General features: G+C 65.6%; 19 protein-coding genes. 8 read left to right on the forward strand and 11 right to left on the reverse strand.

The features are described 5' to 3' along the window. Window positions 1–71: 71 nt before the first annotated feature. The 4 genes from uvrB to EMB92_RS07650 form a co-directional block, all read right to left on the reverse strand. A complete protein-coding gene (gene uvrB / locus EMB92_RS07635; RefSeq protein WP_150394393.1) occupies window positions 72–2,183 on the reverse strand; it encodes an excinuclease ABC subunit UvrB in 2,112 nt (703 codons plus the stop codon). A 6-nt stretch (window positions 2,184–2,189) separates the two neighbouring features. Next, window positions 2,190–2,795, reverse strand: coding sequence for a dephospho-CoA kinase (gene coaE / locus EMB92_RS07640; protein ID WP_150394394.1), 606 nt, complete (start codon window positions 2,793–2,795; stop codon window positions 2,190–2,192). 116 nt (window positions 2,796–2,911) lie between these two features. Beyond that, window positions 2,912–4,384 (reverse strand): 30S ribosomal protein S1, encoded by a 1,473-nt coding sequence (gene rpsA, locus EMB92_RS07645; protein ID WP_043165382.1) that lies wholly within the window; start codon window positions 4,382–4,384, stop codon window positions 2,912–2,914. Between the two features lie 121 nt (window positions 4,385–4,505). Continuing rightward, complete coding sequence (locus EMB92_RS07650; protein ID WP_150394395.1) at window positions 4,506–5,390, reverse strand: bifunctional methylenetetrahydrofolate dehydrogenase/methenyltetrahydrofolate cyclohydrolase; 885 nt, start codon at window positions 5,388–5,390, stop codon at window positions 4,506–4,508. Window positions 5,391–5,581: 191 nt separating this feature from the next. Between EMB92_RS07650 and EMB92_RS07655 the strand changes: the two genes are divergently transcribed. The 3 genes from EMB92_RS07655 (at window position 5,582) to EMB92_RS07665 (ending at window position 8,660) form a co-directional block, all read left to right on the forward strand. After that, on the forward strand, window positions 5,582–6,718 hold the full coding sequence (locus EMB92_RS07655; protein WP_150394396.1) for a metal ABC transporter solute-binding protein, Zn/Mn family: 1,137 nt from the start codon (window positions 5,582–5,584) through the stop codon (window positions 6,716–6,718). A 113-nt stretch (window positions 6,719–6,831) separates the two neighbouring features. Next, window positions 6,832–7,797: an ABC transporter ATP-binding protein gene (locus EMB92_RS07660; protein WP_150394397.1), complete on the forward strand. Its 966-nt coding sequence runs from the start codon at window positions 6,832–6,834 to the stop codon at window positions 7,795–7,797. A 26-nt stretch (window positions 7,798–7,823) separates the two neighbouring features. Continuing rightward, window positions 7,824–8,660 carry a metal ABC transporter permease gene (locus EMB92_RS07665; protein WP_150394398.1) on the forward strand — a complete coding sequence of 279 codons (837 nt, stop codon included), beginning with the start codon at window positions 7,824–7,826 and terminating at the stop codon, window positions 8,658–8,660. Between the two features lies 1 nt (window position 8,661). Here the strand turns inward: EMB92_RS07665 and ispF are convergent, their stop codons facing one another. Together ispF and EMB92_RS07675 are read right to left on the reverse strand one after the other, a co-directional pair. Then, a complete protein-coding gene (gene ispF / locus EMB92_RS07670) occupies window positions 8,662–9,156 on the reverse strand; it encodes a 2-C-methyl-D-erythritol 2,4-cyclodiphosphate synthase (protein WP_150394399.1) in 495 nt (164 codons plus the stop codon). Beyond that, on the reverse strand, window positions 9,156–9,752 hold the full coding sequence (locus EMB92_RS07675; protein ID WP_150394400.1) for a CarD family transcriptional regulator: 597 nt from the start codon (window positions 9,750–9,752) through the stop codon (window positions 9,156–9,158). The genes ispF and EMB92_RS07675 overlap by 1 nt, the downstream gene beginning before the upstream one ends. Window positions 9,753–9,892: 140 nt before the next feature. Here EMB92_RS07675 and glgB point away from each other — a divergent pair, with 140 nt between their 5' ends. The 3 genes from glgB to EMB92_RS07690 all read left to right on the forward strand — a co-directional run bounded on the left by glgB (window position 9,893) and on the right by EMB92_RS07690 (window position 14,043). Then, window positions 9,893–12,148, forward strand: coding sequence for a 1,4-alpha-glucan branching protein GlgB (gene glgB, locus EMB92_RS07680; protein ID WP_150394401.1), 2,256 nt, complete (start codon window positions 9,893–9,895; stop codon window positions 12,146–12,148). A gap of 33 nt (window positions 12,149–12,181) precedes the next feature. Beyond that, window positions 12,182–12,937: a response regulator transcription factor gene (locus tag EMB92_RS07685; protein ID WP_043165393.1), complete on the forward strand. Its 756-nt coding sequence runs from the start codon at window positions 12,182–12,184 to the stop codon at window positions 12,935–12,937. A gap of 89 nt (window positions 12,938–13,026) precedes the next feature. Beyond that, on the forward strand, window positions 13,027–14,043 hold the full coding sequence (locus EMB92_RS07690) for a sensor histidine kinase (RefSeq protein ID WP_395951999.1): 1,017 nt from the start codon (window positions 13,027–13,029) through the stop codon (window positions 14,041–14,043). On the opposite strand, the gene EMB92_RS07695 is transcribed toward EMB92_RS07690, so the two are convergent. Then, window positions 14,016–14,756: a ComF family protein gene (locus EMB92_RS07695; RefSeq protein ID WP_150394402.1), complete on the reverse strand. Its 741-nt coding sequence runs from the start codon at window positions 14,754–14,756 to the stop codon at window positions 14,016–14,018. The genes EMB92_RS07690 and EMB92_RS07695 overlap by 28 nt on opposite strands. A gap of 9 nt (window positions 14,757–14,765) precedes the next feature. After that, window positions 14,766–15,590: an HAD-IIB family hydrolase gene (locus tag EMB92_RS07700; protein WP_150394568.1), complete on the reverse strand. Its 825-nt coding sequence runs from the start codon at window positions 15,588–15,590 to the stop codon at window positions 14,766–14,768. A 161-nt stretch (window positions 15,591–15,751) separates the two neighbouring features. On the opposite strand from EMB92_RS07700, the gene EMB92_RS07705 reads away from it, so the two are divergent. Then, window positions 15,752–16,180: a metallopeptidase family protein gene (locus EMB92_RS07705; RefSeq protein WP_081887230.1), complete on the forward strand. Its 429-nt coding sequence runs from the start codon at window positions 15,752–15,754 to the stop codon at window positions 16,178–16,180. Window positions 16,181–16,183: 3 nt separating this feature from the next. Here EMB92_RS07705 and EMB92_RS07710 read toward each other — a convergent pair whose 3' ends face one another. From EMB92_RS07710 to EMB92_RS07720, 3 genes are all read right to left on the reverse strand, one after another. Next, window positions 16,184–17,707: a DUF5719 family protein gene (locus EMB92_RS07710; RefSeq protein ID WP_150394403.1), complete on the reverse strand. Its 1,524-nt coding sequence runs from the start codon at window positions 17,705–17,707 to the stop codon at window positions 16,184–16,186. Beyond that, window positions 17,704–20,841, reverse strand: a complete 3,138-nt coding sequence (locus EMB92_RS07715; RefSeq protein ID WP_223847650.1) for a glycosyltransferase family 2 protein — start codon at window positions 20,839–20,841, stop codon at window positions 17,704–17,706. The genes EMB92_RS07710 and EMB92_RS07715 overlap by 4 nt, the downstream gene beginning before the upstream one ends. A 101-nt stretch (window positions 20,842–20,942) precedes the next feature. Further along, a complete protein-coding gene (locus EMB92_RS07720; RefSeq protein ID WP_043165517.1) occupies window positions 20,943–21,245 on the reverse strand; it encodes a WhiB family transcriptional regulator in 303 nt (100 codons plus the stop codon). Between the two features lie 447 nt (window positions 21,246–21,692). On the opposite strand from EMB92_RS07720, the gene EMB92_RS07725 reads away from it, so the two are divergent. Continuing rightward, window positions 21,693–23,072, forward strand: coding sequence for an LCP family protein (locus EMB92_RS07725; protein WP_150394404.1), 1,380 nt, complete (start codon window positions 21,693–21,695; stop codon window positions 23,070–23,072). Window positions 23,073–23,075 lie beyond the last annotated feature (3 nt).

Raw genomic sequence — 23,075 nt, forward strand, 5'->3', positions numbered from 1 at the left:
GCCCGTCATCTCGACCTTCATCCCGATCTCCCGGCGAGCTACCTGAGGTCTCCCGGCCGGGTCTTCCGGAACTACTTGCCGGCCTCGGTCATCTGCCGCAGCTCCTTCTTGAGGTCGCGGATCTCGTCGCGCAGACGCGCGGCGAGCTCGAACTGGAGCTGCTCGGCGGCGGTGTGCATCTGCTCGCTCAGCTGGCGGATCAGATCGGCGAGATCCTGCGCCGGCAGCCCCGCCTTGAGGATCTCCTCATGGCGCCTGTCCGCCTCGGTCGGGTCGTACACCGGCACGCCGAGATGCGTGTTGCCCGCTTTGCCGGCGTTGCGATAGCCGCCTTCGAGCAGGGTCTGCGTATCGACGTCCTCCTTGGCGAGCATGTCGTTGACGTCGCTGATCTTCTTGATCAGCGGCTTGGGGTCGATATGGTGCTCCTTGTTGTACGCGATCTGCTTGGCGCGGCGGCGTTCGGTCTCGTCGATCGCCTTGCGCATCGCGTCGGTGGTCTCGTCGGCGTACATGATGACGGTGCCGGACACGTTTCGCGCGGCGCGGCCGATCGTCTGGATGAGTGAGCGATAGGAGCGCAGGAAGCCCTCCTTGTCGGCGTCGAGGATCGCGACGAGCGACACCTCCGGCAGGTCGAGGCCCTCACGAAGCAGGTTGATGCCGACGATCACGTCGATCTTGCCCTCGCGCAGCATACGCAGCAGCTCGACGCGGCGCAGCGTGTCCACGTCGGAATGCAGGTATTCGACCTTGATGCCGCGTTCGATCAGGTAGTCGGTCAGATCCTCCGCCATCTTCTTGGTGAGGGTCGTCACCAGCGCGCGCTCGTTGCGCGAGACGCGGTCCTTGATCTCGGCCAGCAGATCGTCGATCTGCCCCTTGGTCGGCCGCACCTCGACCTTCGGATCGAGCAGGCCGGTCGGACGGATGATCTGCTCGACCACCCCGTCGGACAATCCAAGCTCATAGTCGCCGGGGGTGGCAGACAGGTAGACGGTCTGGCCGACGCGCTCCAGGAACTCCGGCCATTTGAGCGGACGGTTGTCCATCGCGGAGGGCAGGCGGAAGCCGTGTTCGACGAGCGTGCGCTTGCGTGAGGCGTCCCCCTCGTACATCGCGCCGATCTGCGGGACGGTCACGTGGCTTTCGTCGATGACGAGCAGGAAGTCGTCGGGGAAGAAGTCGAGCAGCGTGTGCGGAGGCGTACCGGGGGCACGGCCGTCGAAGTGCCGTGAATAGTTCTCGATGCCGGAGCACACGCCCACCTGCGTGAGCATCTCCAAATCGTAGGTGGTGCGCATCGTCAGCCGCTGCGCCTCCAGATCCTTGCCCTGTTTCCTGAGTTCGGCGACGCGCTCGTCGAGCTCCTCGCGGATGGTCTTCAGCGCCCGTTCCATGCGTTCGGGGCCGGCCACGTAGTGCGAGGCCGGGAAGATGTGGACCTGTTCCTCATGGGCGATGACGTCGCCGGTCAACGGATGGAGCGTTGAGATGCGGTCAATCTCGTCGCCGAAGAACTCGATGCGCACGGCGAGCTCCTCGTAGACGGGGATGATTTCGACGGTGTCGCCGCGCACGCGGAACGTGCCGCGGGTGAAGGCGATGTCGTTGCGCTTGTACTGCATGTCGACGAACCGGCGCAGCAGCTGGTCGCGGTCGATCTGCATGCCCTCGCGAAGCAGCAGCATGCGCCCCGCGTATTCCTCGGGCGTACCGAGGCCGTAGATGCACGAGACGGTGGCGACGACCACGCAGTCGCGTCGGGTGAGCAGGTTCGCGGTGGCGGCGTGGCGCAGTCGCTCCACATCGTCGTTGATGTTGGAGTCCTTTTCGATATAGGTGTCGGTCTGCGGGATGTACGCCTCGGGCTGGTAGTAGTCGTAGTAGCTGACGAAGTAGCTGACGGCGTTGTCGGGCATGAGCTCGCGGAATTCGGCGCACAGCTGCGCGGCGAGCGTCTTGTTCGGTTCGATGATGAGGGTCGGTCGCTGGAGGCGTTCGATGAGCCACGCGGTGGTGGCGGTCTTGCCGGTGCCGGTGGCGCCCATGAGCACGACGTCGTTCTCGCCGTCCTCGATGCGTCTGGAGAGCTCCTCAATGGCCTGAGGCTGATCACCGGACGGCTTGTACGGCGATTTGACGACGAACGGCTTGTCCGTGCGCTCGATGTTGAATCCCATAAGGCCTTATAGTAGCTGTTCCGCGTTCGCCCACCGATCAACCGCGGCCATCATCTCGCCCACGGGCCTCGAGGAGTCGATGACGACGTCGGCGATGGCCTCGCGCTCGGCGCGGGTCGACTGGCTGCGGATGCGTGCCTCGGCCTGCGCGCGCGTCATGCCTCGCGTCGAGACCATGCGTTCGATCCTGGTCTCGACCGGCGCCTCGACGGTGATGATCCAGTCAAACCGGAACGGGATCTCGCCGATCACCTCGGCGAGCAGCGGCACATCATGCACGACGACGCGCGCCTCGGGGTGATCACGTTCGATGTGCGCCGCCTCCCTATAGATCAGCGGGTGCTCGATGGCGTCGAGCCGCTCACGCGCACCGGGTTCGGCGGTGTCGCCGAAGACGTGCTCGGCCACCCACGCGCGGTTCATCGACCCGTCCGGATTGAGCGCGTCGGGACCGAACTCCCGTGCGATCCGCGGCAGCGCCGCTCCCCCGGGCTCGACGACCTTGCGCGACAGAACGTCATAGTCGATGTGCAGCGCGCCGAGCTCGACGAGATGCGCGGCGACGGTGCTCTTGCCCGCCGCAATGCCGCCGGTCAGTCCGATTCGTATCATGACTCGCCATTCTACGAAGGAAATCGTACGAGCATACGAGAAAACCCCGGCTCCCTTTCGGGAAGAACCGGGGTTTTCCTAGGCGTTACGCCACAAGTTCAGCGACGAGACGGAACTCACTTGCCGAGGAGCTGGTCGCGCAGGGCGGCGAGCTGATCGGAGTCGGCGAGGGTGCCGGCGGAAGTGGACTCGGAGGAGTAGTTGGACACCTCTTCGACCTTCTCTTCCTTCGGAGCCTGGCCGTCGGCGGCAGCGGACTCGTCCGCGTGCTCGAGTTCCTTGGCGACGAACTCCTTGTGCTCCTCCCACAGCTGGTGGGCGGCCGCGTACTGGGCCTCCCACTCCTCACGCTGCTTCTCGTAGCCAGCGATCCACTCGTTGGTGTTCGGGTCGAAGCCTTCGGGGTACTTGTAGTTGCCCTGCTCGTCGTACTCGGCCGGCATGCCGTAGAGCGCCGGATCGAAGTCCTCGGAGGCCGGGTCGACGGAGTCGTTGGCCTGCTTGAGGGACAGGGAGATGCGGCGACGATCGAGATCGACGTCGATCACCTTGACGAACACGGTCTCGCCCGGCTTGACCACGGTCTCCGGGTTCTCGACGTGACGGTTGGCGAGCTCGGAGATGTGCACCAGGCCCTCGATGCCGTCCTCGACGGAGATGAACACGCCGAACTGGACGATCTTGGTGACCTTGCCCTTGACGATCTGGCCGGGGACGTGGGTGCGGGCGAAGCGCTGCCACGGATCCTCCTGGGTGGCCTTGAGCGACAGGGAGATGCGCTCGCGGTCCAGATCGACGTCCAGGACCTCGACGGTGACCTTGTCACCGACCTTGACGACCTCGGACGGGTGGTCGATGTGCTTCCAGGACAGCTCGGAGACGTGGATGAGGCCGTCGACACCGCCGAGATCGACGAAGGCGCCGAAGTTGACGATGGAGGACACGACACCCTCGCGGATCTGGCCCTTCTTGAGCTGGGACAGGAAGGTCTCGCGAACCTCGGACTGGGTCTCCTCGAGGTACTGGCGGCGGGACAGGACCACGTTGTTGCGGTTCTTGTCGAGCTCCAGGATCTTGGCCTGGATCTTCTGGCCGATGTACGGGGAGAGGTCGCGGACGCGACGCATCTCGACCAGGGAGGCCGGCAGGAAGCCACGCAGACCGATGTCGACGATAAGGCCGCCCTTGACGGCTTCGATGACGGTACCCTCGACAACGCCGTCGGCTTCCTTGATCTTCTCGATGTCGCCCCAGGCGCGCTCGTACTGGGCACGCTTCTTGGACAGGATCAGACGGCCTTCCTTGTCTTCCTTGGTGACGACAAGGGCCTCGACGGTGTCGCCGACCTTGACGACCTCGTCGGGATCGACGTCCTTCTTGATGGAAAGCTCGCGGGAGGGGATGACGCCCTCGGTCTTGTAGCCGATATCCAGGAGGACCTCGTCGTGATCGATCTTGACGACGGTACCCTCGACCAGATCACCATCATCGAAGTTCTTGATGGTGGAATCGACTGCCTTGATGAAGTCCTCTTCGGTGCCGATGTCGTTGATGGCGACCTTGGTGACCTCAGTGTTGTTCTCTGCCATGTAAATGTATGGTTTCTAATAGTTGGATGGATAATTACTCGTTCTTAAGTTATTCGCGCACCCCTAAAGGCACACAAATGTCTACGATACCGCCAGCCCTGCCCAAAATATGAGCGAAATCCTAGGCGTGTCGCAGTTGCCGCTCGGCCATCTCGACGACGTTGGCCAGGAGCATGGCGCGGGTCATCGGCCCCACTCCCCCGGGGTTCGGCGAGTAGGCGAAGGCCTTGTCGTAGCAGGCCTTGTCGATGTCGCCCTTCACGCGCCAGCGGCCGGCCTCATCGTCGTAGACGCGAGAGACGCCCACGTCGAGCAGCACGGCGCCATCGGCGATCATGTCCGGCTTGACGAATCCGGCGGAGCCCATGGCGGCGACGATCACGTCGGCGCGGCGCATATGGTCGACGACGTCGCGCGTGCCGGTGTGGCACAGCGTGACGGTGGCGTTGACGGCACGACGCGTGAGCATGAGTCCGATGGTGCGGCCGATGGTGATGCCGCGGCCGAGCACGCACACCTCCTTGCCGGCGAGGTCGATGTCATACGCGCCGAGCAGTTCGATGACGCCTCGCGGGGTGCACGGCAGCGGGGTCGTGACGTCCTCGCGCACGTGCAGCACGAGTTCGCCCAGATTGTACGGGTGCATGCCGTCGGCGTCCTTGGCCGGGTCGATCAGGTCGATGATCGCGTTCTCATCGATCCCGCGCGGCAGCGGCAGCTGCACGATGTATCCGGTGCATGCGGGATCCTCGTTCATATCCCTCACGGCTGCGGCGATGTCGTCGAAGCTCGCGTCGGCTGGCAGCTCGTGCTTGATCGATCGGATGCCCACCTCGGCGCAGTCGGCGTGCTTGCCGGCCACGTACTTGACCGAACCGGGGTCCGATCCCACCAGCAGGGTGCCCAGCCCCGGCTCGACGCCGGCGGCCTTCAGCCGCTCCACGCGTGCCCTGAGCCCTTCCTTGATCTGCGCCGACACCGCTTTGCCGTCAAGTCGTATGGCCATATCTCGTTCACCTCTTGTCAGGTTGGTTTTCAGGTCGATTGTCAGGTCGGTTCGGATTCACCGTCAGGCTCACCGTCGGATTCACCGGGAAACCTCCATCGAACGGACCGGGATGCTACTACCATAAAGACCATAAGGTATCGGATCGGTTTCGTCGAAGTGGACTCCAAGTATCGGAAAGGGCGGCAGACATGACCAGGAATCATCGCACTCGGGCCACGAGAGGGGTGCTGGCCGCGCTGATCGCATCGGCGCTGCTGTTCGCAGCCGGAGCGTGCGGCACCTCGAACACCACGCAGGTCGAGCAGCCGGATTCCCAGACGAAGACGCAGGAGAAGACCGGCGCGATCACCGTGGTGGCATCGATCAACCAGTGGGGATCCCTCGCCGAGGAGATCGGCGGCGACGACGTGAAGGTCACGTCGGTGCTCAGTTCGACGGGCGTGGACGCGCACGACTTCGAGCCGAAGACCTCGGATCTCGCCACGCTGAGCAAGGCGGAGATCGTCGTGGCCAACGGCGCCGGGTACGACACATGGGCCACGAAGTCTCGCGCCTCCGACTCCACGCTCGTCTCGGCGGCGCAGATCGTCGGCGCGATGGACGGCGACAATCCGCATCTATGGTTCTCGAAGGACGCGCGCAGCGGCATGGCCAAGGAGCTGGCGGATGCGTTCTCGAAGGCGAGACCGAAGAAGAAGGCCGAATTTGCCAAGCGTCTCAAGGCGTGGCAGGCCGAGGAGGACGATCTCGACGCCGCGATGACGAAGTTCGCCAAGGCGCATCCGAACGCCAGCTACGCAGCCACCGAGGCGGTGGTCTACTACCTGATGAGCGACATGTCCTTCGAGGACGTCACCCCGCGCGGATACGAGCAGGCGGTGGCCAACGGCGGCGAGATCGCGCCGGCGGATCTGCAGACCTTCCAGAAGCTCGTCGAGGACAAGAAGCTCGACGTGCTGATCAACAACACGCAGGAGGCCACGGACGCGACGAACATGCTCACCGGCGCCGCCGGCAGGGCCGATGTGCCGGTGGTGGACGTCAGCGAGCAGATGCCCGACAAGTACGACACGCTCGATGACTGGATCGAGGATCTGACCGAAAGGATCTTCACGGCCGTCGATCCGGAATACGACGACGACTCCAACGACGGGCAGACCGATCCGGACGCGCCGACCGACGGGCAGGAGCAGTCCGGGGACCAGTCCAAGCAGAACCAATCGGACGGATCGGCGACCACCGGCTGCTCGAACGGCGACGGAACCGGCGACTGCACCGGCGGCGACGACGGCTCCAACGCCGGCCAGCAGGACCCCGGCAAGTAGAGCTCAAGCAGGGCTATTGAAAACGGTTGTCAACATCATTTGCGATAATCCCCTTTCGGCAGGACAGTGACCAGCGGCAGGAATTCGCTGGCAGATCTGCGAAGGAGAATCGCATGAACGATCGGCACAGCGACGCCGGCGCCAGCACACCCACCGACGCCATCGTGTTCCGTGACGCCGCGATCAGGCGCGGCGACAGGATGATCTGGCAGCATGGCGACTTCGCCATCCCCGCCGGGTCGGTCACCGCGATCGTCGGCACGAACGGCACGGGAAAGACCACGATGATGAAGGCGGAGCTGGGACTGATCCCGCTCGCCTCGGGCTCGGTCACGGTGCTCGGCAAACCGGCGGGCGAGGCGAACCGGCTCATCGGCTACGTGCCGCAGAGCTACACGTCGGGTATCGACTCGAACCTCACCGCCGAGCAGTCGGTGCTGCTGGGACTAACCGGCACGCGTTTCGGCATCCATCCGATCACCAGAGCCCAGCGTGCGCGGGCGCATCAGGCGATGGCTTTCGTCGGCATCGACGACAAGTCCGGATACCGTCTCTCCGAGCTCTCGGGAGGTCTGCGCCAGCGCGTCGCCATCGCACAGGCCATCGTCTCCGACCCCAAGCTGCTCATGCTCGACGAGCCGCTGGCCAATCTCGATCTGGCGTCCCAGCATTCGGTGGCCCATCTGCTCGCCCGTCTCAACCAGGAGCTCGGCATGACCATCCAGATCGTGGCGCATGACCTCAACATGCTGCTGCCGATCCTGACTGGAGCCGTCTATCTGCTGGATGGGCACCCCCACTACGCAGACATGCGCAAGGTGCTCGACTCACAGCTGCTCACTCACCTGTACGGCACCAACGTGCAGGTCGTGACCACTCCGCAGGGCGACATGTTCGTCACCCCCTCGCTCGACGAGCCGGAAGGACAGCCGATGGACATGCACACCGTCGACGAGGTGGCCGAGCTGCACCATCACGCGCATACGCCGTCGATGCACCATGCGCAGTACGCGGAGCACGACGCGTCGCAGGACGCCACTCGGGACATCAAGGGCATCAAGGGCATCAAGGGCATCTGACATCAGGGCATCTTAAAGGAGTGACGATGAGCCATATCAGTTTCAGCTTCGACCCCAATTGGATGGACACGCTCACCGCGCCGTTCATGACCAACGCGTTCCTCGCCGGCCTGTGCATCGCGTTCGCGGCCGGCGTGATGGGCTACTTCACCATCGCCCGCCATTCGACGTTCGCCGCGCACGCGCTGGCACACATCGGTCTGCCCGGCGCGACCGGCGCGGTCCTGCTCGGATTGCCGGTCTCGGTGGGTCTGGGCGCGTTCGCGCTCGGCGGCGCGCTCGTCATCGGCGCGCTCGGCAAACGCGTCTCGGAACGCGAGATCGCCACCGGCACGGTGCTCGCGTTCGCCACCGGTCTGGGCCTGTTCTTCGCCCGACTGTCGTCGTCCGCATCCCAGCAGATGCAGTCGATCCTGTTCGGTTCGATCCTGACCATCACCAACGGTCAGATCCTCGGATTCGCGATCTTCGACGTCGTGCTGCTCGCGGCGCTGGCGATCATCTACCGTCCGCTGCTGTTCAGCTCGCTCGACGAGCAGGTGGCGCAGGCCAAGGGCGTGCCGATCGGCTGGATGAACGTCGCGTTCATGGCGATCATGGCCGGCGTCATCACCATCGCCGTGCCAGCGGTGGGCACGCTGCTCATCTTCGCGCTGGTGATCACCCCGGCGGCCGCGGCGAACATCCTCGTTGCCTCGCCACTCAAGGCGATGATCGTCTCCGGCGTGATCTGTCTGATCTCGATCTGGGGCGGATTGGTGCTCGCCGCGATGTTCCCTGCTCCCCCGAGCTTCATCATCGTGACGATCTCCACCGTGATCTGGGCCGTGGCCAAGGCGATCGAATCGGCACGGCACAGGTAGGCTATTCTCGTTCCTCAACGAGGGCCGAGGCGATGGCGGCGATGCCTTCGCCTCGGCCGGTGAACCCCATGCGGTCGGTGGTGGTGGCGGTTACGGACACCGGACATCCGACCGCTTCGGACAACGCGCGAACGGCCTCGGCACGGTGACGGCCGATCTTCGGACGGTTGCCGATGATGGCGACGGACGCCGAGGATGGCGTGAAGCCATGCGATTCAAGATAGGCGACGGTCTCGCGCAGCATGGCCACACCATGCATGCCGGCACCGTGAGCGTTCGACCCGACGCCGAACAACGAACCGATATCGCCGAGCCCGGAGGCGGACAGCAGCGCGTCGATCAGCGCGTGCGCGGCGACGTCGCCGTCGGAATCCCCCTCGATGCCGCTGCCCTCGCCGGGCCATTCGATGCCGGCAAGCCACAACGGGCGCACAACGGCCTCCGCGGCGTCAGCGGAGGCGAAACGATGGGCGTCGAACCCCTGACCGATGCGCATCAGCGCTTGCGGGTCTTCTTCTTCTCGGCGTCGATGCGGGCCATCGTCTCCGAGGCCGCCTCCTCGGGGGCCTCGGTGTGGTGCTTCTCGTCACCGGGCTTCGGCTCGCTGTAGCCCAGATTCACGTCAAGCAGACGCTGGGCCTCCTCCTCGTCGATCTTCTCGGACAGGGAGATCTCCGAGGTGAGGATGGAACGGGCCTTGGTCAGCATGCGCTTCTCGCCCGCGGACAGACCGTGCTCGTCGACGTCGCGCTGCGCCAGATCACGCACCACCTCGGCGATCTTGTTGACGTCACCGGTGGCGATCTTCTCGACGTTCAGCTTGTAGCGACGGGACCAGTTCATCTCCTTCTCGACGATGGGGGTGCGCAGGATCTCGAACACCGTGGCGACCTCGTTCGCGTCGACGATGTCTCGGACGCCGACCTTCTTCGCGTTGTCGACCGGCACGTTGATCACCAGGCCGTCGGAGGACAGCACCGACAGCTGCAGGTATTCGCGGGTGACCCCTCTCACGGTTCGTTCGGTGACCGCCTCGACCCTCGCCGCGCCATGACGCGGATAGACGACCATATCGCCGACCTTGTAACCCATGAAACCTCCGCTGGAGCAGACTGCAGAAAAAACCTGAAAAAGTATGCCACACCCCGTGGACCTGCGTTTTGAGCCGGAAACGTCCACGATGCGACGCGCCAATTCCACGATGATAACGTTTGTAGCCGTACACTATGGGCATGGCTACTAACACAAACATCAATGACGATTCCTTTGCAGTGCCCGTTGACCAGGGTGCGCTCACCCAGGTCAGCAACGCGGAGTACTACAACCCCCACGAGGTCCTCGGCGGACATCTGGGAGAGGACAAGTTCGCCGCATACACGACCATTCGAGTCCTGTGCCCGAATGCGAAGTCCGTCTCCGTCCTGACCCAGAACGCCGAATTCCCCGCCGTGCACGAGTACAACGGCGTATTCGTGGCCGTGGTGCCGTCCCTCAAGACGGAGGACGGCTACGGCGTGCCCGTCTACCGCATCAAGTACTCGTACGAGGACGGCGTCGAGCACGTCGAGGACGATCCGTACCGCTACCTGCCCACCGTCGGCGACATGGACATGTACCTGTTCGGCGAGGGCCGCCACGAGCGCCTGTGGGACATGCTCGGCGCGCACGTGCTGCGCTATGACGATCCGATGGGCGGCGCCGACGGCACGCCCGGCGAGCAGGTCGAGGGCGTCTCCTTCGCCGTGTGGGCGCCGAACGCCCACGCGGTGCGCGTGATCGGCAACTTCAACGGCTGGAACGGCCGCCGCCACGCGATGCGCGAACTCGGCTCCTCCGGCGTGTGGGAGATCTTCATCCCGGGAGTCAAGGCCGGCGAGGTGTACAAGTACCAGATCCTCAACGCCAACCACGAATGGGTCGAGAAGGCCGATCCGATGGAGCGCTCCCACGAGGTGCCGCCGGCGACCGGCTCGATCGTCGTCGAATCGCAGCACGAATGGGGCGACGACGCGTGGATGGACCACCGCCGCGCCACCGATCCGATGGACCGCCCGATCGCGATCTACGAGATGAACGCGCATAGCTGGCGCAAGGACGTGAAGAACTACCGCGAGCTGGCCGATAAGCTGGTCCCCTACGTCACCAAGCTCGGCTTCACCCACGTGGAGTTCATGCCGCTGACGCAGTACCCGTTCACCGGCTCCTGGGGCTATCAGGTCACCGGCTACTACGCGGTCGATTCCCGTCTGGGCTCCCCGGACGACTTCAAGTACCTCGTCGACAAGCTGCACGAGGCCGGCATCGGCGTGATCATGGACTGGGTCCCGGCCCACTTCCCGAAGGACTCCTTCGCGCTCGGCCGCTTCGACGGCACCCCGCTGTACGAGGATCCGGACCCGACCCGTGGCGAGCACCCGGACTGGGGCACCTACATCTTCAACTTCGGGCGCAACGAGGTGAGGAACTTCCTCGTGGCTGACGCCTGCTTCTGGCTGGGCGAATACCACGTGGATGCGTTGCGCGTCGACGCCGTCAGCTCGATGCTCTACCTCGACTACAGCCGCCAGCCCGGCCAGTGGCACCCGAACATCTACGGCGGCCGCGAGAACCTCGAGGCCATCGATTTCCTCAAGGAGGCCAACGCCACCGCGTACAAGAACAACCCGGGCATCATGATGATCGCCGAGGAGTCCACCGCGTACGCGGGCATCACCGCCCCGACGAGCGCCGGCGGCGTCGGCTTCGGCCTCAAGTGGAACATGGGCTGGATGCACGACACACTCGAGTACCTGCACGAAACGCCGATCAACCGCAAGTGGCATCACAACGAGATCACCTTCTCGATGGTGTACGCCTACTCCGAGCACTACGTGCTGCCGCTGAGCCACGACGAGGTCGTGTACGGCAAGGGCTCGCTGTACGGCAAGATGCCGGGCAACGGCTGGGACAAGTACGCCGGCGTGCGCTCCCTGTTCGCCTACCAGTGGGCGCATCCGGGCAAGAAGCTCACGTTCATGGGCAACGAGCTCGCGCAGTGGGGCGAATGGGACTACAACAACTCCATCGACTGGGCGTGCCTCGACTGGCAGGACCACGTCGGCGTGCAGCAGATGGTCGCCGACCTCAACGCGTTCTACAAGCAGCACCCGGCCCTGTGGACCCAGGACTTCACCCCCGAGGGCTTCCAGTGGCTCACCAGCGACGACGCCGACCACAACACGCTGAGCTTCCTGCGCATCGGCTCGAAGGGCGAGCAGCTCGCGGTGGTCGTCAACTTCGCCGGCGAGGCGTGGCAGGACTATCAGGTGGCCCTGCCCAAGGGCGGCAAGTGGACCGAGGTGTTCACCACCGACGACAAGAAGTACGGCGGCTCGGGCATCTCCAACGGCACCTTCGAGGCGGATGCCGGCGAATACCATTCGCGTCCGGCCTCGGCGAAAATCACCGTCCCCGCGCTTGGAGCTGTATTCTTGAAGCCAGAAGACTGATTCATACACAGTCGAAAGGCGGAAACAGAAACCATGCTCAATACCACGGCACGTCAACAGACAACGCCGCGCACCGTGCTGGTCGTCGAGGACGAACCCACGCTGGCGACCGCCATCGCGCAACGCCTGGCCACCGAAGGGTGGACCGCACGCGTTGCCGGTGACGGCGCCAGCGCCGTTCAGGCGGCCAGTCAGCTCAAGCCCGATCTGGTGATCATGGACATCATGCTGCCGGTGATGGACGGACTGGAGGCCACCAAGCGCATCGTGGCCGCCCGTCCGGTGCCGGTGCTCATCCTCACCGCCCGCGACGACGAGGCGGACAAGGTCATCGGTCTGGGCGCCGGCGCGGATGACTACATGACCAAACCGTTCTCGATGCGTGAGCTCATCGCCCGATGCAAGGCGTTGCTGCGCCGCGTCGAACGCGCCAAGGTCATCGCCAAGAACGCGGAGAACGAGAAGATCCTCGACTTCGGCTCGCTGGTCATCGATCCTGCGCAGCGTACGGTGAGCGTCAACGGCACCTTCGTGCACCTGACCCCCACCGAGTTCGACCTGCTGGCCACGCTGGCGCGCAAGCCCAAGTCGGTCCTCAAGCGCGAACAGCTGCTCGAGGAGGTCTGGGACTGGGTCGACGCCTCGGGCACCCGCACCGTCGACAGCCATGTCAAGGCGCTGCGTCACAAGCTCGGCCCGGACATGATCCGCACCGTCCATGGCGTCGGATACGCGTTCGAGCCTCCGGCACCGCAGACCGAGACCGCATCCGAACAGCCCGGCAAGTGAGCTCCAAGCCCATGGCCGCATCGCACTACCCCGTATTGACGGGATCGTCGAGAGAGGGCGCACGCGTTCGCCGCGTGCGCCCTCTCGGCATGTTCTCCTCGCTCAAGCTCGAATTGGGCGCACTGATCGTCATCGCCACCGCCATCGCATTCGCGATGTGCTGGTTCCTGCTCAAATTCGGCTGGAGCGGATGGATCGCCATGCCGGTCGCCCTCATCGTGGCGCTCGGCATCACCTACTACTTCTCACGCGGGCTCACCGCGCGCCTGCGCCAGCTGCGCGACGCCGCCGAGGCGATGGCCGGCGGCGACTACACCGTGCGCGTTCCCATGGACGAGTCCAGCCACGACGAGGTGGGCCAGCTGGCCCGATCGTTCAATGAGATGGCCGCCGAACTCCAGCACGCCGATCAGACCCGCCGCGACCTCATCGCCAACGTCAGCCACGAGCTGCGCACGCCGGTCTCCGCCCTGCAGGCTCAGGTCGAGAACATGGCCGACGGCGTGACCGACCCCACGCCCGCGAATCTCGAGAGCATCCTCGACCAGACGCAGCGGCTCACCGATCTCATCGCCTTCCTGCTCGATCTGAGCCGTATGGAGGCGGGCGCCGCGAGCCTCGAGATCGAGCGGTTCAACTTCGCCGACTTCCTCGACGATACGATCGAACCGCTGGAACTGGCGGACGGCGGGCACGCGCACGACATCCACGTGCGGGTGAACGACGACATCGAGATGGAGGGCGATCAGGACCGTCTGAGGCAGCTGTTCACCAACATCATCGGCAATGCGCTCAAGCACTCCCCCGACGGCACGACGGTGCTCGTCGAGGTGCACGAGGACGTCGGACACGGCACCGTGGTCACGAACGTCGTCAATTTCGGCTCGCGTATCGCTCCCGAAATCCGTTCCGACATCTTCCGCCGGTTCGTCAAAGGCAAATCCGGTCCCGGCACCGAGTCAGGCGGCACCGGTCTGGGACTGTCGATCGCACGATGGGCCGCGCAGCTGCACGGTGGCACCGTACGGGTGGTCGATGACGTGCGCGGCGCCGATTTCGAGATCGTCCTGCCGAAGCATCACGACGCGGGAGAGTCGGAGTCGTAGCGCGGGGTCGCGGCCAGCGCCAACCCCGCCAGAACCCGCGCGCCCGCTGTCTCCAATGCGGCGGCGCAGGCGCGCATCGTGGCACCGGTCGTCACGATATCGTCGACGATGACGACAGTTCGTCCAGCCACCCGGCTCAAGGAACGATTGCGCACCGTCAGTCGACCGCCCATTCGTGAGGCGCGCTGATCCGCGCCGGCGGTCTCCACGGCCTTGCCGTCGACGACGCGGGCGGCGATCTGCAATGCCGGCTCCACCCGTGCATCAAGCCCCGACGATCGGTAGTAGGCCGCGATGGCCTTCGCCAGCGGCATCAGATGACGCCGTCCGCGTTCGGCCAAGGAACGGGCCGATGAGGGCGCGGGAACGACGAGCAGCGCGCCGTCCAAGGCCACCCCCTCGATCGGCAGCGAGCGACGTGCAAGCGCGACGATGCACCGCGCGAACTCGCGATCGCATTCCTCGTCGCCGTGATCCTTCCATGCGAGAATCGCACGACGGACGTTTCCGCCGTAGACGGCGCCGGCGTAAGCGTATCCCGTCACGGCCGCGGGGAACGGCAGGGCGATCACCCGGTCGAACAGGTCTCGACATGAGGGGCAGAGTGTTTCGTCGGGCCGATCGCAGCCTGCGCATCCACGCGGCAGCAGCAATCCCAGCATGCCCGCGAACACGCCGGATGTCCTGCCGGATACGCCGCTCCCCCCGTTCATGATCAGCGACTACGCCTGACGTGGCGACTGCTCGGGATGCCACTCAGGCAGACGTTCGAGCAGACCGTCGACGAAGCGGATCGTATCGGCCGGACAGGAGACGGCGACGCCCATCGCACCTGCTTCGGCGGCAGGATAATCGTTGCCGCCGGGCGTCATACGGTCGCCGACGAAGACGATATCCGCCACCTGAATGCCAGTGCATGCGGCGAGCTCGCGGATGGCGAACGCCTTGTCGATGCCGCGGCCAGCCACGTCGACGCTGGTGTAGCCGCCCGCATGCACCTTGAGATCGGGCAGGTCATCGGCCACGGCCCGGGCCAGACGTTCCTTGAGCTCCCCGGTCGGGTCGAACGCCTGCTTGGCCTCGAGCGGGGCCTGCTGGCCGAGCACGGAGAACGTGATCTGCGAGCCGCGGTCCTCGATGCGCTCGCCCCAGACGTGCTCGAACCACAGCCCCTGCTCGCGCGCATGACGCTCCAGACTGGCGGCGGCGCGGGCACGCTGGTCGGCATCGAGATCATGGCTGAAGACGCAGGACCACTCGTGCCCGTTCCAGCGCAGATATCGGGTGCCGCTGGTGGGCATCAGATGAAGATTCGCGAGGATCGCACGATCCTCCAGCACGTCGAGGATCTGGCTGACGACGAGTGAGTAACGTCCGCCGGTGATGACCGCCACCGGAATGCGACGGGTGAGCTCGGCGAACCGGGAGGCCATCTGAGGCTTCATCGGCAGCTTGGAATTGGCAAGCGTGTTGTCCAGATCGAATCCGACAAGTCGGGTATGGGCAGCCAGAGCATCCAGATCCCATTCGTTCCACGGCTTGATCATCGACCGTACCTCCCATCCGGTTCTCGGCGCGATCCGCAACGCCACCACCCGCAACGCCACCACCCGCGGTGCCATCGCGCGATTGCATCGCTGTAACGGTATCCTAGCGCAACCGCACCGGCATCGGGCGTTCCTCGCCGCCTTGACCTACAGTGGAGGGCATGCTTGATGCCCCTTGGAATGAACGAGTCTACCGCAATCGTCATGGACGCGGCACGCGTACCCCCATGTTCGGCACACGTTTGCCACGATACCGTACGCGTTCCGGCATATTCGACGATCTGGTCGCCGCACACATCCGCCGTCTCGCGGAGGCGTGGCCGGACCTGATCAAGCCGGTGCAGTTCGCCGTGGAGGACGTGCCGCCGTCCGATCCGGTGCCGTGGGAGACGGAGCCGAGTCTCAATTCGCGCGCGTTCCCGGCCGATCATGGCGCGCCGGCGCGCATCGTGCTCTACCGGATGCCGCTGCAGTCGCGTACGCGGGGGCGCGATGAGCTGCAGTGGGCGATCCGCGACGAACTGGTCATCCGGCTGGCGGAGCTGTACGGGCGCAGGCCCGAGGAGATCGATCCGGACTTCGAGTGGTAGGGTCTAGCGGACGATGGTGTTGTCCTGGGCGGAGCGGATCGTCGCCTCGCGCACGGTGAGCGAACTCGGCTCGTAGGCGGCAAGACCCGCCACCTTGGCGCCGTCGAGTCCGCCGCCGCCCAGCCGTACGCCCCATGCGACCGCCCTGTCCGCGCCTTCGACGAGCACGGCATCGCCCTCGCCCTTGAGCGTGGAGGCGCCGTTGGCCTTGATGGTCACGTCCTTCGCGTCGCCGGCCTTGCCGGTGTCGTCCATGAAGGTCAGCGTGACGGTGGTCTCCTTGTTGGTGGTGTTGATGAGGGTGATCGTCGCGTCGAGCCCGTCGGGCAGGGCGGCGCCGTCGAAGTCCGATACGGGTACCGCAGCGAGGGAGGCGAAGTCCTCCTGACCCTCGGCCCCGGATCGGATGGCGCGAGCCGAGGCGACGAAATCGTCGTCGCCGGTGGCGAGGATGCCACGGGCCCCCTTGGGGGCCTTGCCGAGATCGAGGATAGTGACGCGCCCGTCCTTGAGGGCCTTTCTGCCGATCGAGGAGAGGCCGTCGTCGGTGACCCACGAGAGATTCACATCCCCGGCCTTGCTGCCGTAGGCATACAGTGTGATCTCGTCATCCTGCGACACCGAGGGAATCGCGTTGAGCGTGGAGGCGGCCGGGGAGGGCATCGTGAAATCGGAGCCCTTCGGCGTCAGCCCATCGGCATTGACGGAGGCCACGTATGCGGCCACGGGCATCACGTCGCTGGTGATGGTCACGTACAGACCGTCCTGATCGGGGGCCGCCGCGGACAGGTCGACGACGGTGGTACCGCCGGCCGCCACGGTGGCGGTGCCGGAGGTGGACAGGCTCATCGTGCCGGAGGACGACGTACCGATCACCTTGAGCGAGACGGTCGTCGCCTTCGAGGACGGGTTGGCGATCGTCATGCGGCGGCTGGCACCGGTACCGGTACCCGGCAGCAGGAACGAGCTGCTCATCGACGGGGTGACGCAGGTGGCGGCGGAGATGCCTCGCAGGTCGCCCTTGGAGGCGTGCGAGGCGATGACTCCGGCGTGGCCGGATCCCTCGGAGGCCTCGAGCAGGTTGGTCTCGAGCAGGCGGGCGGAGTCGACCTTGTCGCGGCCCACCATGGCATCCGTGCTGCGCGGATTGGCGGGGGCCTTGAGCGAGAGGACTGCGTCCGAGGAGGACGCACCGAACGGCAAGGCCGTGGAGGCGTAGACCGATCCGAACGCGGCGAACGACGCCGAGGTGGTCAGGTCGCCGTCGGAGGCGCGGTATTCGCTGTCGCCCCAATCGGTGGCGTCGGGCAGCGTCATGCGGGCGGGGCAATACGACTGCACCGTCCGCTGGACGATGCGGTGCGAGGCGACGACGCCCGATGTGGCGCGATCGACGAACCACTGCGGCATCGACCCGATGGACAGCCAGACGAAGGCGACGATCAGCACGACGCTGGTCAGCGTCGCCAGGATGACACGTGCGACACGCCATAGGCGCGAGGCGATGGGTGATGTGGTCCGGTTCATGCCTCCCCCTCATGCTCCTGACGGAGCGCCTCATCGTGACGGCGCGGCGCCGCCACGAGCACGTACAGCAGTGTGATCACGCCCAGACTCGTCAGCCAGGCGAACCGCCACGGGCTGCGGCGCATCTCGTTGAGGTGCGTCTCGTCGACGCCTATCGCGTTGCCTTCGGCGGCGGTGAGACGGTAGTAGGTGCCGTCCGTGTCGGTGACGACGGCCTGCGTGCCGTCCGAGGCGGTGATGTTGGTGGACAGCTGGGACGAACCGGCGCCGTCGGTGACGACGAAGAGTCCACCGAAGCCCATGGCGGTCAGCTCGTTGATCGCATCGGAATCGCTGTTCGACAGCAGACGCGAGGCGAGCTCGCCGATCTTCAGGTCGTCGCCGTCATGCTGGCCGACCGCCTGACGCGCCCTCCACGCGGGCGAGGAGTCGACCAGATCGCCGCGCGACGTGTGCATGATGGCGTAGCTGACATCGGTGTGCGATTCGGCGTCAAGCGCCAGCACACGCTGGTTCGGCGTCCGTTCGAGCGCGTCCATCGCGACCATCGGCAGTCCCGAGTCGCTCACCGCCACCGCGCCGGAGATATGGCGCGCGGTGGAGAAGCCGATCCACGAGACGGTTCCGATGGCCAGCGCGCAGCACAGCAGCGCACGTCCGGCGACGACGAATCCGTGGCGGATCCGTTCGACGGACTTCCTGCGCGCCTCCACGCGCGTCGACTCGTGCGTGGAGGATTCGCGTAGTTCGACGAAGCGTCGTACGGCGCCTCCGGCCACCAGACACACGCAGGAGAGCGCGCCGAGCACCGCGAACACCAATCCGGGAACCACCGATCCGGCGATTGCACCGCGCTGGTCCACGCCGATCGCGACGCGCGCTGACAGCAGGCTCAGAGCGCCGCCCGACACGATCACGATCCACATCATGCGGGAGGCGCGCAGCGCGAACGGCAGGAACAGCGAGACGACGGCGAGCGTGACGAGCAGTGCGAGCGTGACGAACGTGGCGGAGGCAAAGGGGTCGGCGATGAACGCCGTCCACGTGAATCCGGCATGTTCGTCGAAGCCGAAGGCGCGCACGATGACGTCGGTGAGGTTCAGTGCGGCCGGGTGTCCGTTCACGTCGGACAACGGCAGCGTCATGTCGCCGAACAGCTGGCGCCATTCGCCCGCTTCGGCGTGGCGGATGGCGTTGACGAGCGTGGGCGCGGCGAGCAGGGCCGCCGGCAGCGGCATGAGCAGCAGCATCGGGCGGTGGCGCGGCACGAACAGCAGGAAGACGAGGAAGACGGCCAGCAGCGGAATGAGCAGCTGGGGTTCGGCGGCGACCGTCGGCATGTAGCACAGTGCGGCGGCCGCGGCGGCCTGCACGGAACGGTGCGGGTGGATTCGGTCCTCGGTGTGGTAGAGGCCCACGGCGCGGAAGGTGAAGGCGAATGCGGCCGGCAGGAACACCATCACGGTGAGCATTGGCAGGTTGGCGGTCGTGTACAGGCCGAGCGCCAGGGCGAACGATACCCACATGAGTCCGGTGATGACGCGTACCGCATCGGAACGGGTGAAGATGCCCGCCAGCGCCCAGAACGCGAACGCGGCCATGGGAGCCGACAGGAAGAAGAGCAGCGTGGTGGCCGCGGCAACGTGCCCGCCGGTGAGGACGGAGGCGGCGAGCAGCACCCACAGCCATGGTGCGGGCGGGGCGGCGATGCCGGAACCGATGCCCCATACCCATTGGGTTGTCGCGGCTTCGGCCAGTGTGCCGAAGGGGACGTTCGTCGGCAGCCATTGCGCCGAGTGCAGCGATCCGCCGCCCATCGCGGAGCGGAACAGGGACCAGTCGAGCGCGAGCACGACGAGGAACGCCACGGCGGCCATCGCGCAGGCGAGTCCCCAGCGTCGGATCAGACGCATGCGCAGATGGGATCGGACCAGCGGGCTGAGCAGCACGGTGCCGCGCTGCTCCTCCAGCGCGCGTGCGCGTTCGCGCCAACGCGCCAGCTGGTCGCGGGTGACGGTCAGCACGGCGAGCTGACGGCGTGTCACCGAGGTCTGCAACGCCACGGCACGGCGTGCGTTGACGCCGCCGATCACGCCGGCCAGAGCACGCCAGGGCAGACACAGTTCGCACAGTCCCTCGTACGGCTGCTTCGCGGCGAAGCGTCTGAGCGCCCGGCCGATGGCGGTCACGAGCGAAATCACCCATACCAGCGGCCACAAGGGCATGGGGATGTCGGTGTAGCGGTAGCGCTGCCATGCGCCGAGCACCCTCATCGAGGGGTTGAGCGCGCCGTCCTGGGCGGGCTCGCCGTTGCGGGTGCGCAATCCCTCGAAGCGTGCGCGGCGGTGGGCGATGCGTGCGCGTGGGGCGACGACGACGCGGCCTCCCGAACGGCAGATTCTGCGGCACAGGTCCGCGCCCTGCGCGTATGTGGTGAACCAGTTGGACAGGCCCCTCGAGGATCGGGCGATGTCCAGCGGGACGAGCGCGCCGGCCATCGAGACGCGGAACACGTCGGTTCGGGTGTCGTACTGCTCCTGATCGGGTTCGCCGTCCACGACGAGCGTGTGCGTGCCGTGACCGGCCGCGTAGGCGCCGACGTTGTGCAGGTGGGTGCCCTCCCAGTCGAGCTGCTTGGCGCCGATCAGCGTGGCGCCCGGCGTGTTGCGCCACGTCTCGACCAGTTGCTCCAGACAACGGTCGTCGGCGGGACGCGAGTCGTCGTGCAGCAGCCACAGCATCTGCGTGGAGTAGTCGATCCTCGCCTGCTCGATCGCGTGTGAGACGGCCTCGCCGAAGGAGCGCGCCCCCTGCGCGCGCACCAGCTGCACGCTGATGGACGAGGCCTCGGGAAAGCTGTCAAGCGGCTCGGAACCCGCCGAGACGACCTCGAACGACAGTTCGATCGGATGCGACGTCTCCCCCGTGCAGTCGGCGATGATGATGGCGCCGGGAAGCATGCTCTGACGCAGTACGGCCGCCAGTGTGGCCGGCAGGAAGCGCAGGTCCCTTTCGACGGTGATCAGCGCGGCGACGGATCGTTCGACGCTCTGCGTATGCGTGTAGGGGCGTGAGGACAGGGCGTCGTTGACGATGCGACGCACGCTTGCGGCCGCGATGCCGGATTCGGCCACGCCGTTGACTCCGTTCGTTTCGTTCGATCCGTCCGCACCGCTGATACCGGTGATGCCGGTGATGCCGGACGGTTCGGTGCCGAGATCATCTCGATCCGCGCTCACGCCTGCTCCTTGTGGGTCTTCTTGTACCGGCGGCGTTCCCGTTCGCTCATGCCGCCCCAGATGCCGAAGCGCTCGTCATGGTCGATGGCCCATTGGAGGCACTGCTCACGTACCTCGCACTGCGCGCACACCCGCTTGGCGTCGCGCGTGGAGCCGCCCTTCTCGGGGAAGAACGCCTCCGGATCGGTCTGCGAGCACAGCGCCTTGTGCTGCCAGGAGATGTCACCGTCCGGTGAGAACAACCCCCACAATAGCTCGTTCAAAGGCTCGTCGGCGGAATCATCGGCAATCCCCCACATGCGCATCATCCTCCTTAGCCTCGCCGGGCCTGTTCACGCCACTAAATTACACACATGCGATTTCCCGTTTGTCAAGTGGACCCGTGTTGGTACGACCATTCGGCATGATGTGTGGTATAAGCCCGGGCGTCACCGCTTGAGTGCGGCCTGTCCACTGTAATACGGTCCGGCGCGGTACGCATACGCCTGTCCGGGACGGCGTTCTTGGATGTGTGTCGGATAAGGCGACGGGATTGCGCGCTTCGAGGAAATTCGGTGAAGGTCGATTCCCGCATCCGCGAGGCAACGCCCGTTCAGACGTCGTTTTCGCTCGTCTGCCGTACAATCGAGAGGATTTGACCCCGATAGGAAGGTTTTCGTCCCGTGAGTTCGAAGCGATCCGCCCCAGGTGTCCCCAATATCAACAGTTGGAACGGAGCCCCGCGTCATAGCGGCACGGCGTTCCGCGTGCAGCACCGTCTGCGCAACACACTGGTATGCGTCGTCGTCGCCCTGCTCGTGTTCGTCAGCACCGCCGCGGCGGCGACGTACGTCAACATCGACGGCATCATCCACGGGCAGAAGGTCGATCTCATCGGACAAAACGGCGAGGCGGTGGCCACGTCGATCGTGGATCCGAACGCCGGCCAGCCGCTCGACATCCTGATTCTCGGACAGGACACGCGATCCGGCGACGAGAACCTCGCGATCGGCGGCAGCGACACGACCCTCGAATCGAACCACAATTCGGACACCGCGATGGTGATGCACGTCTCCGCGGACCGCAGGTTCATCGAACTGGTGTCGATCCCGCGCGACTCGATCGTGGACGTGCCCAGCTGCACGACCACCAAGGGCGAGATCAAGGCGCAGCGCAACGTCATGTTCAACACGATCTTCGCCAACGCCTACGAGACCGGCGGCGATCTCGCCTCGGCGGCCAGCTGCACGGTGAACGCCGTCAACTCGCTCACCGGCCTCGACATCCAGAACTTCGTCGTCGTCGACTTCGCCGGACTGACCTCGATGATCGATGCGATCGGCGGCGTGGACGTCTGTCTGCCGACGCACGTCTACGACGGCTACACCGGCATCAACATCGACGCCGGATGGAGGCACCTCGACGGCCTGACCGCCACGCAGTACGCGCGTCGCCGCCACGGCGCCGACACCGACGGCACCGACATGGAACGCACCGCCCGCCAGCAGTATCTGGTCAAGCAGCTGCTCGCGCAGGCGCTCTCCAAGAACCTGTTCACCCAATCGGGCGACCTCTACCAGCTCGCCAAGGCGGCGCTCAAGTCGCTCAACATCTCCACCGGTCTGGCCAACACCACCACGCTCGCCGGTCTGGCGATGAGCATGAAGGACTTCAAGACCTCGAACCTGTACACGCGCACGGTGCCCGTCACCGACTGGGTGCGGGACGCGAACCGCGTCGTGTGGACCTCCGAGGCGGATACGCTGTGGGCGAAGATGCGCAACGACAAGCCGTTCGTCGACTCCTCGGATTCCGCGTCGAAGGGCGATTCCACGCAGACGGACCAGTCCTCCGGCGATCAGCAGAGCACCGATCAGCAGAACGCCGACTCCACGCAGGCCGACCAGTCGGGCCAGTCAGGCCAGTCGGGTGCCGACCAGTCTCAGTCCACACAGACGCAGACCCCCACCCCGGTCAACACCAAGGTGGCCGACGGCGTGGAGAAGAATGCGCAGGGCCAGCTCATCGACACCGCCACCGGCGGCATCATCGACGCGAAGACCGGCATCATCCACAACGCCACCACGAATGTGGTCATGGGCATTTCCGACTCGTACCTCAACAACGTGGTGTGCAAGGTCAAGTAGACC

The organism is Bifidobacterium callitrichos, from assembly GCF_008698085.1.
Lineage (GTDB): Bacteria > Actinomycetota > Actinomycetes > Actinomycetales > Bifidobacteriaceae > Bifidobacterium > Bifidobacterium callitrichos.

Coding starts and splice junctions, on each gene's coding strand:
- EMB92_RS07710 (WP_150394403.1), bottom strand. CDS start 17,707: ATGAACCGGACCACATCACCCATCGCCTCGCGCCTATGGCGTGTCGCA.
- EMB92_RS07685 (WP_043165393.1), top strand. CDS start 12,182: ATGCTCAATACCACGGCACGTCAACAGACAACGCCGCGCACCGTGCTG.
- ispF (WP_150394399.1), bottom strand. CDS start 9,156: ATGCGCATCGGTCAGGGGTTCGACGCCCATCGTTTCGCCTCCGCTGAC.
- EMB92_RS07690 (WP_395951999.1), top strand. CDS start 13,027: ATGTTCTCCTCGCTCAAGCTCGAATTGGGCGCACTGATCGTCATCGCC.
- rpsA (WP_043165382.1), bottom strand. CDS start 4,384: ATGGCAGAGAACAACACTGAGGTCACCAAGGTCGCCATCAACGACATC.
- uvrB (WP_150394393.1), bottom strand. CDS start 2,183: ATGGGATTCAACATCGAGCGCACGGACAAGCCGTTCGTCGTCAAATCG.
- EMB92_RS07705 (WP_081887230.1), top strand. CDS start 15,752: ATGCTTGATGCCCCTTGGAATGAACGAGTCTACCGCAATCGTCATGGA.
- EMB92_RS07655 (WP_150394396.1), top strand. CDS start 5,582: ATGACCAGGAATCATCGCACTCGGGCCACGAGAGGGGTGCTGGCCGCG.
- glgB (WP_150394401.1), top strand. CDS start 9,893: ATGGCTACTAACACAAACATCAATGACGATTCCTTTGCAGTGCCCGTT.
- EMB92_RS07720 (WP_043165517.1), bottom strand. CDS start 21,245: ATGTGGGGGATTGCCGATGATTCCGCCGACGAGCCTTTGAACGAGCTA.
- EMB92_RS07660 (WP_150394397.1), top strand. CDS start 6,832: ATGAACGATCGGCACAGCGACGCCGGCGCCAGCACACCCACCGACGCC.
- EMB92_RS07650 (WP_150394395.1), bottom strand. CDS start 5,390: ATGGCCATACGACTTGACGGCAAAGCGGTGTCGGCGCAGATCAAGGAA.
- EMB92_RS07675 (WP_150394400.1), bottom strand. CDS start 9,752: ATGGGTTACAAGGTCGGCGATATGGTCGTCTATCCGCGTCATGGCGCG.
- EMB92_RS07695 (WP_150394402.1), bottom strand. CDS start 14,756: ATGAACGGGGGGAGCGGCGTATCCGGCAGGACATCCGGCGTGTTCGCG.
- EMB92_RS07700 (WP_150394568.1), bottom strand. CDS start 15,590: ATGATCAAGCCGTGGAACGAATGGGATCTGGATGCTCTGGCTGCCCAT.
- coaE (WP_150394394.1), bottom strand. CDS start 2,795: ATGATACGAATCGGACTGACCGGCGGCATTGCGGCGGGCAAGAGCACC.
- EMB92_RS07665 (WP_150394398.1), top strand. CDS start 7,824: ATGAGCCATATCAGTTTCAGCTTCGACCCCAATTGGATGGACACGCTC.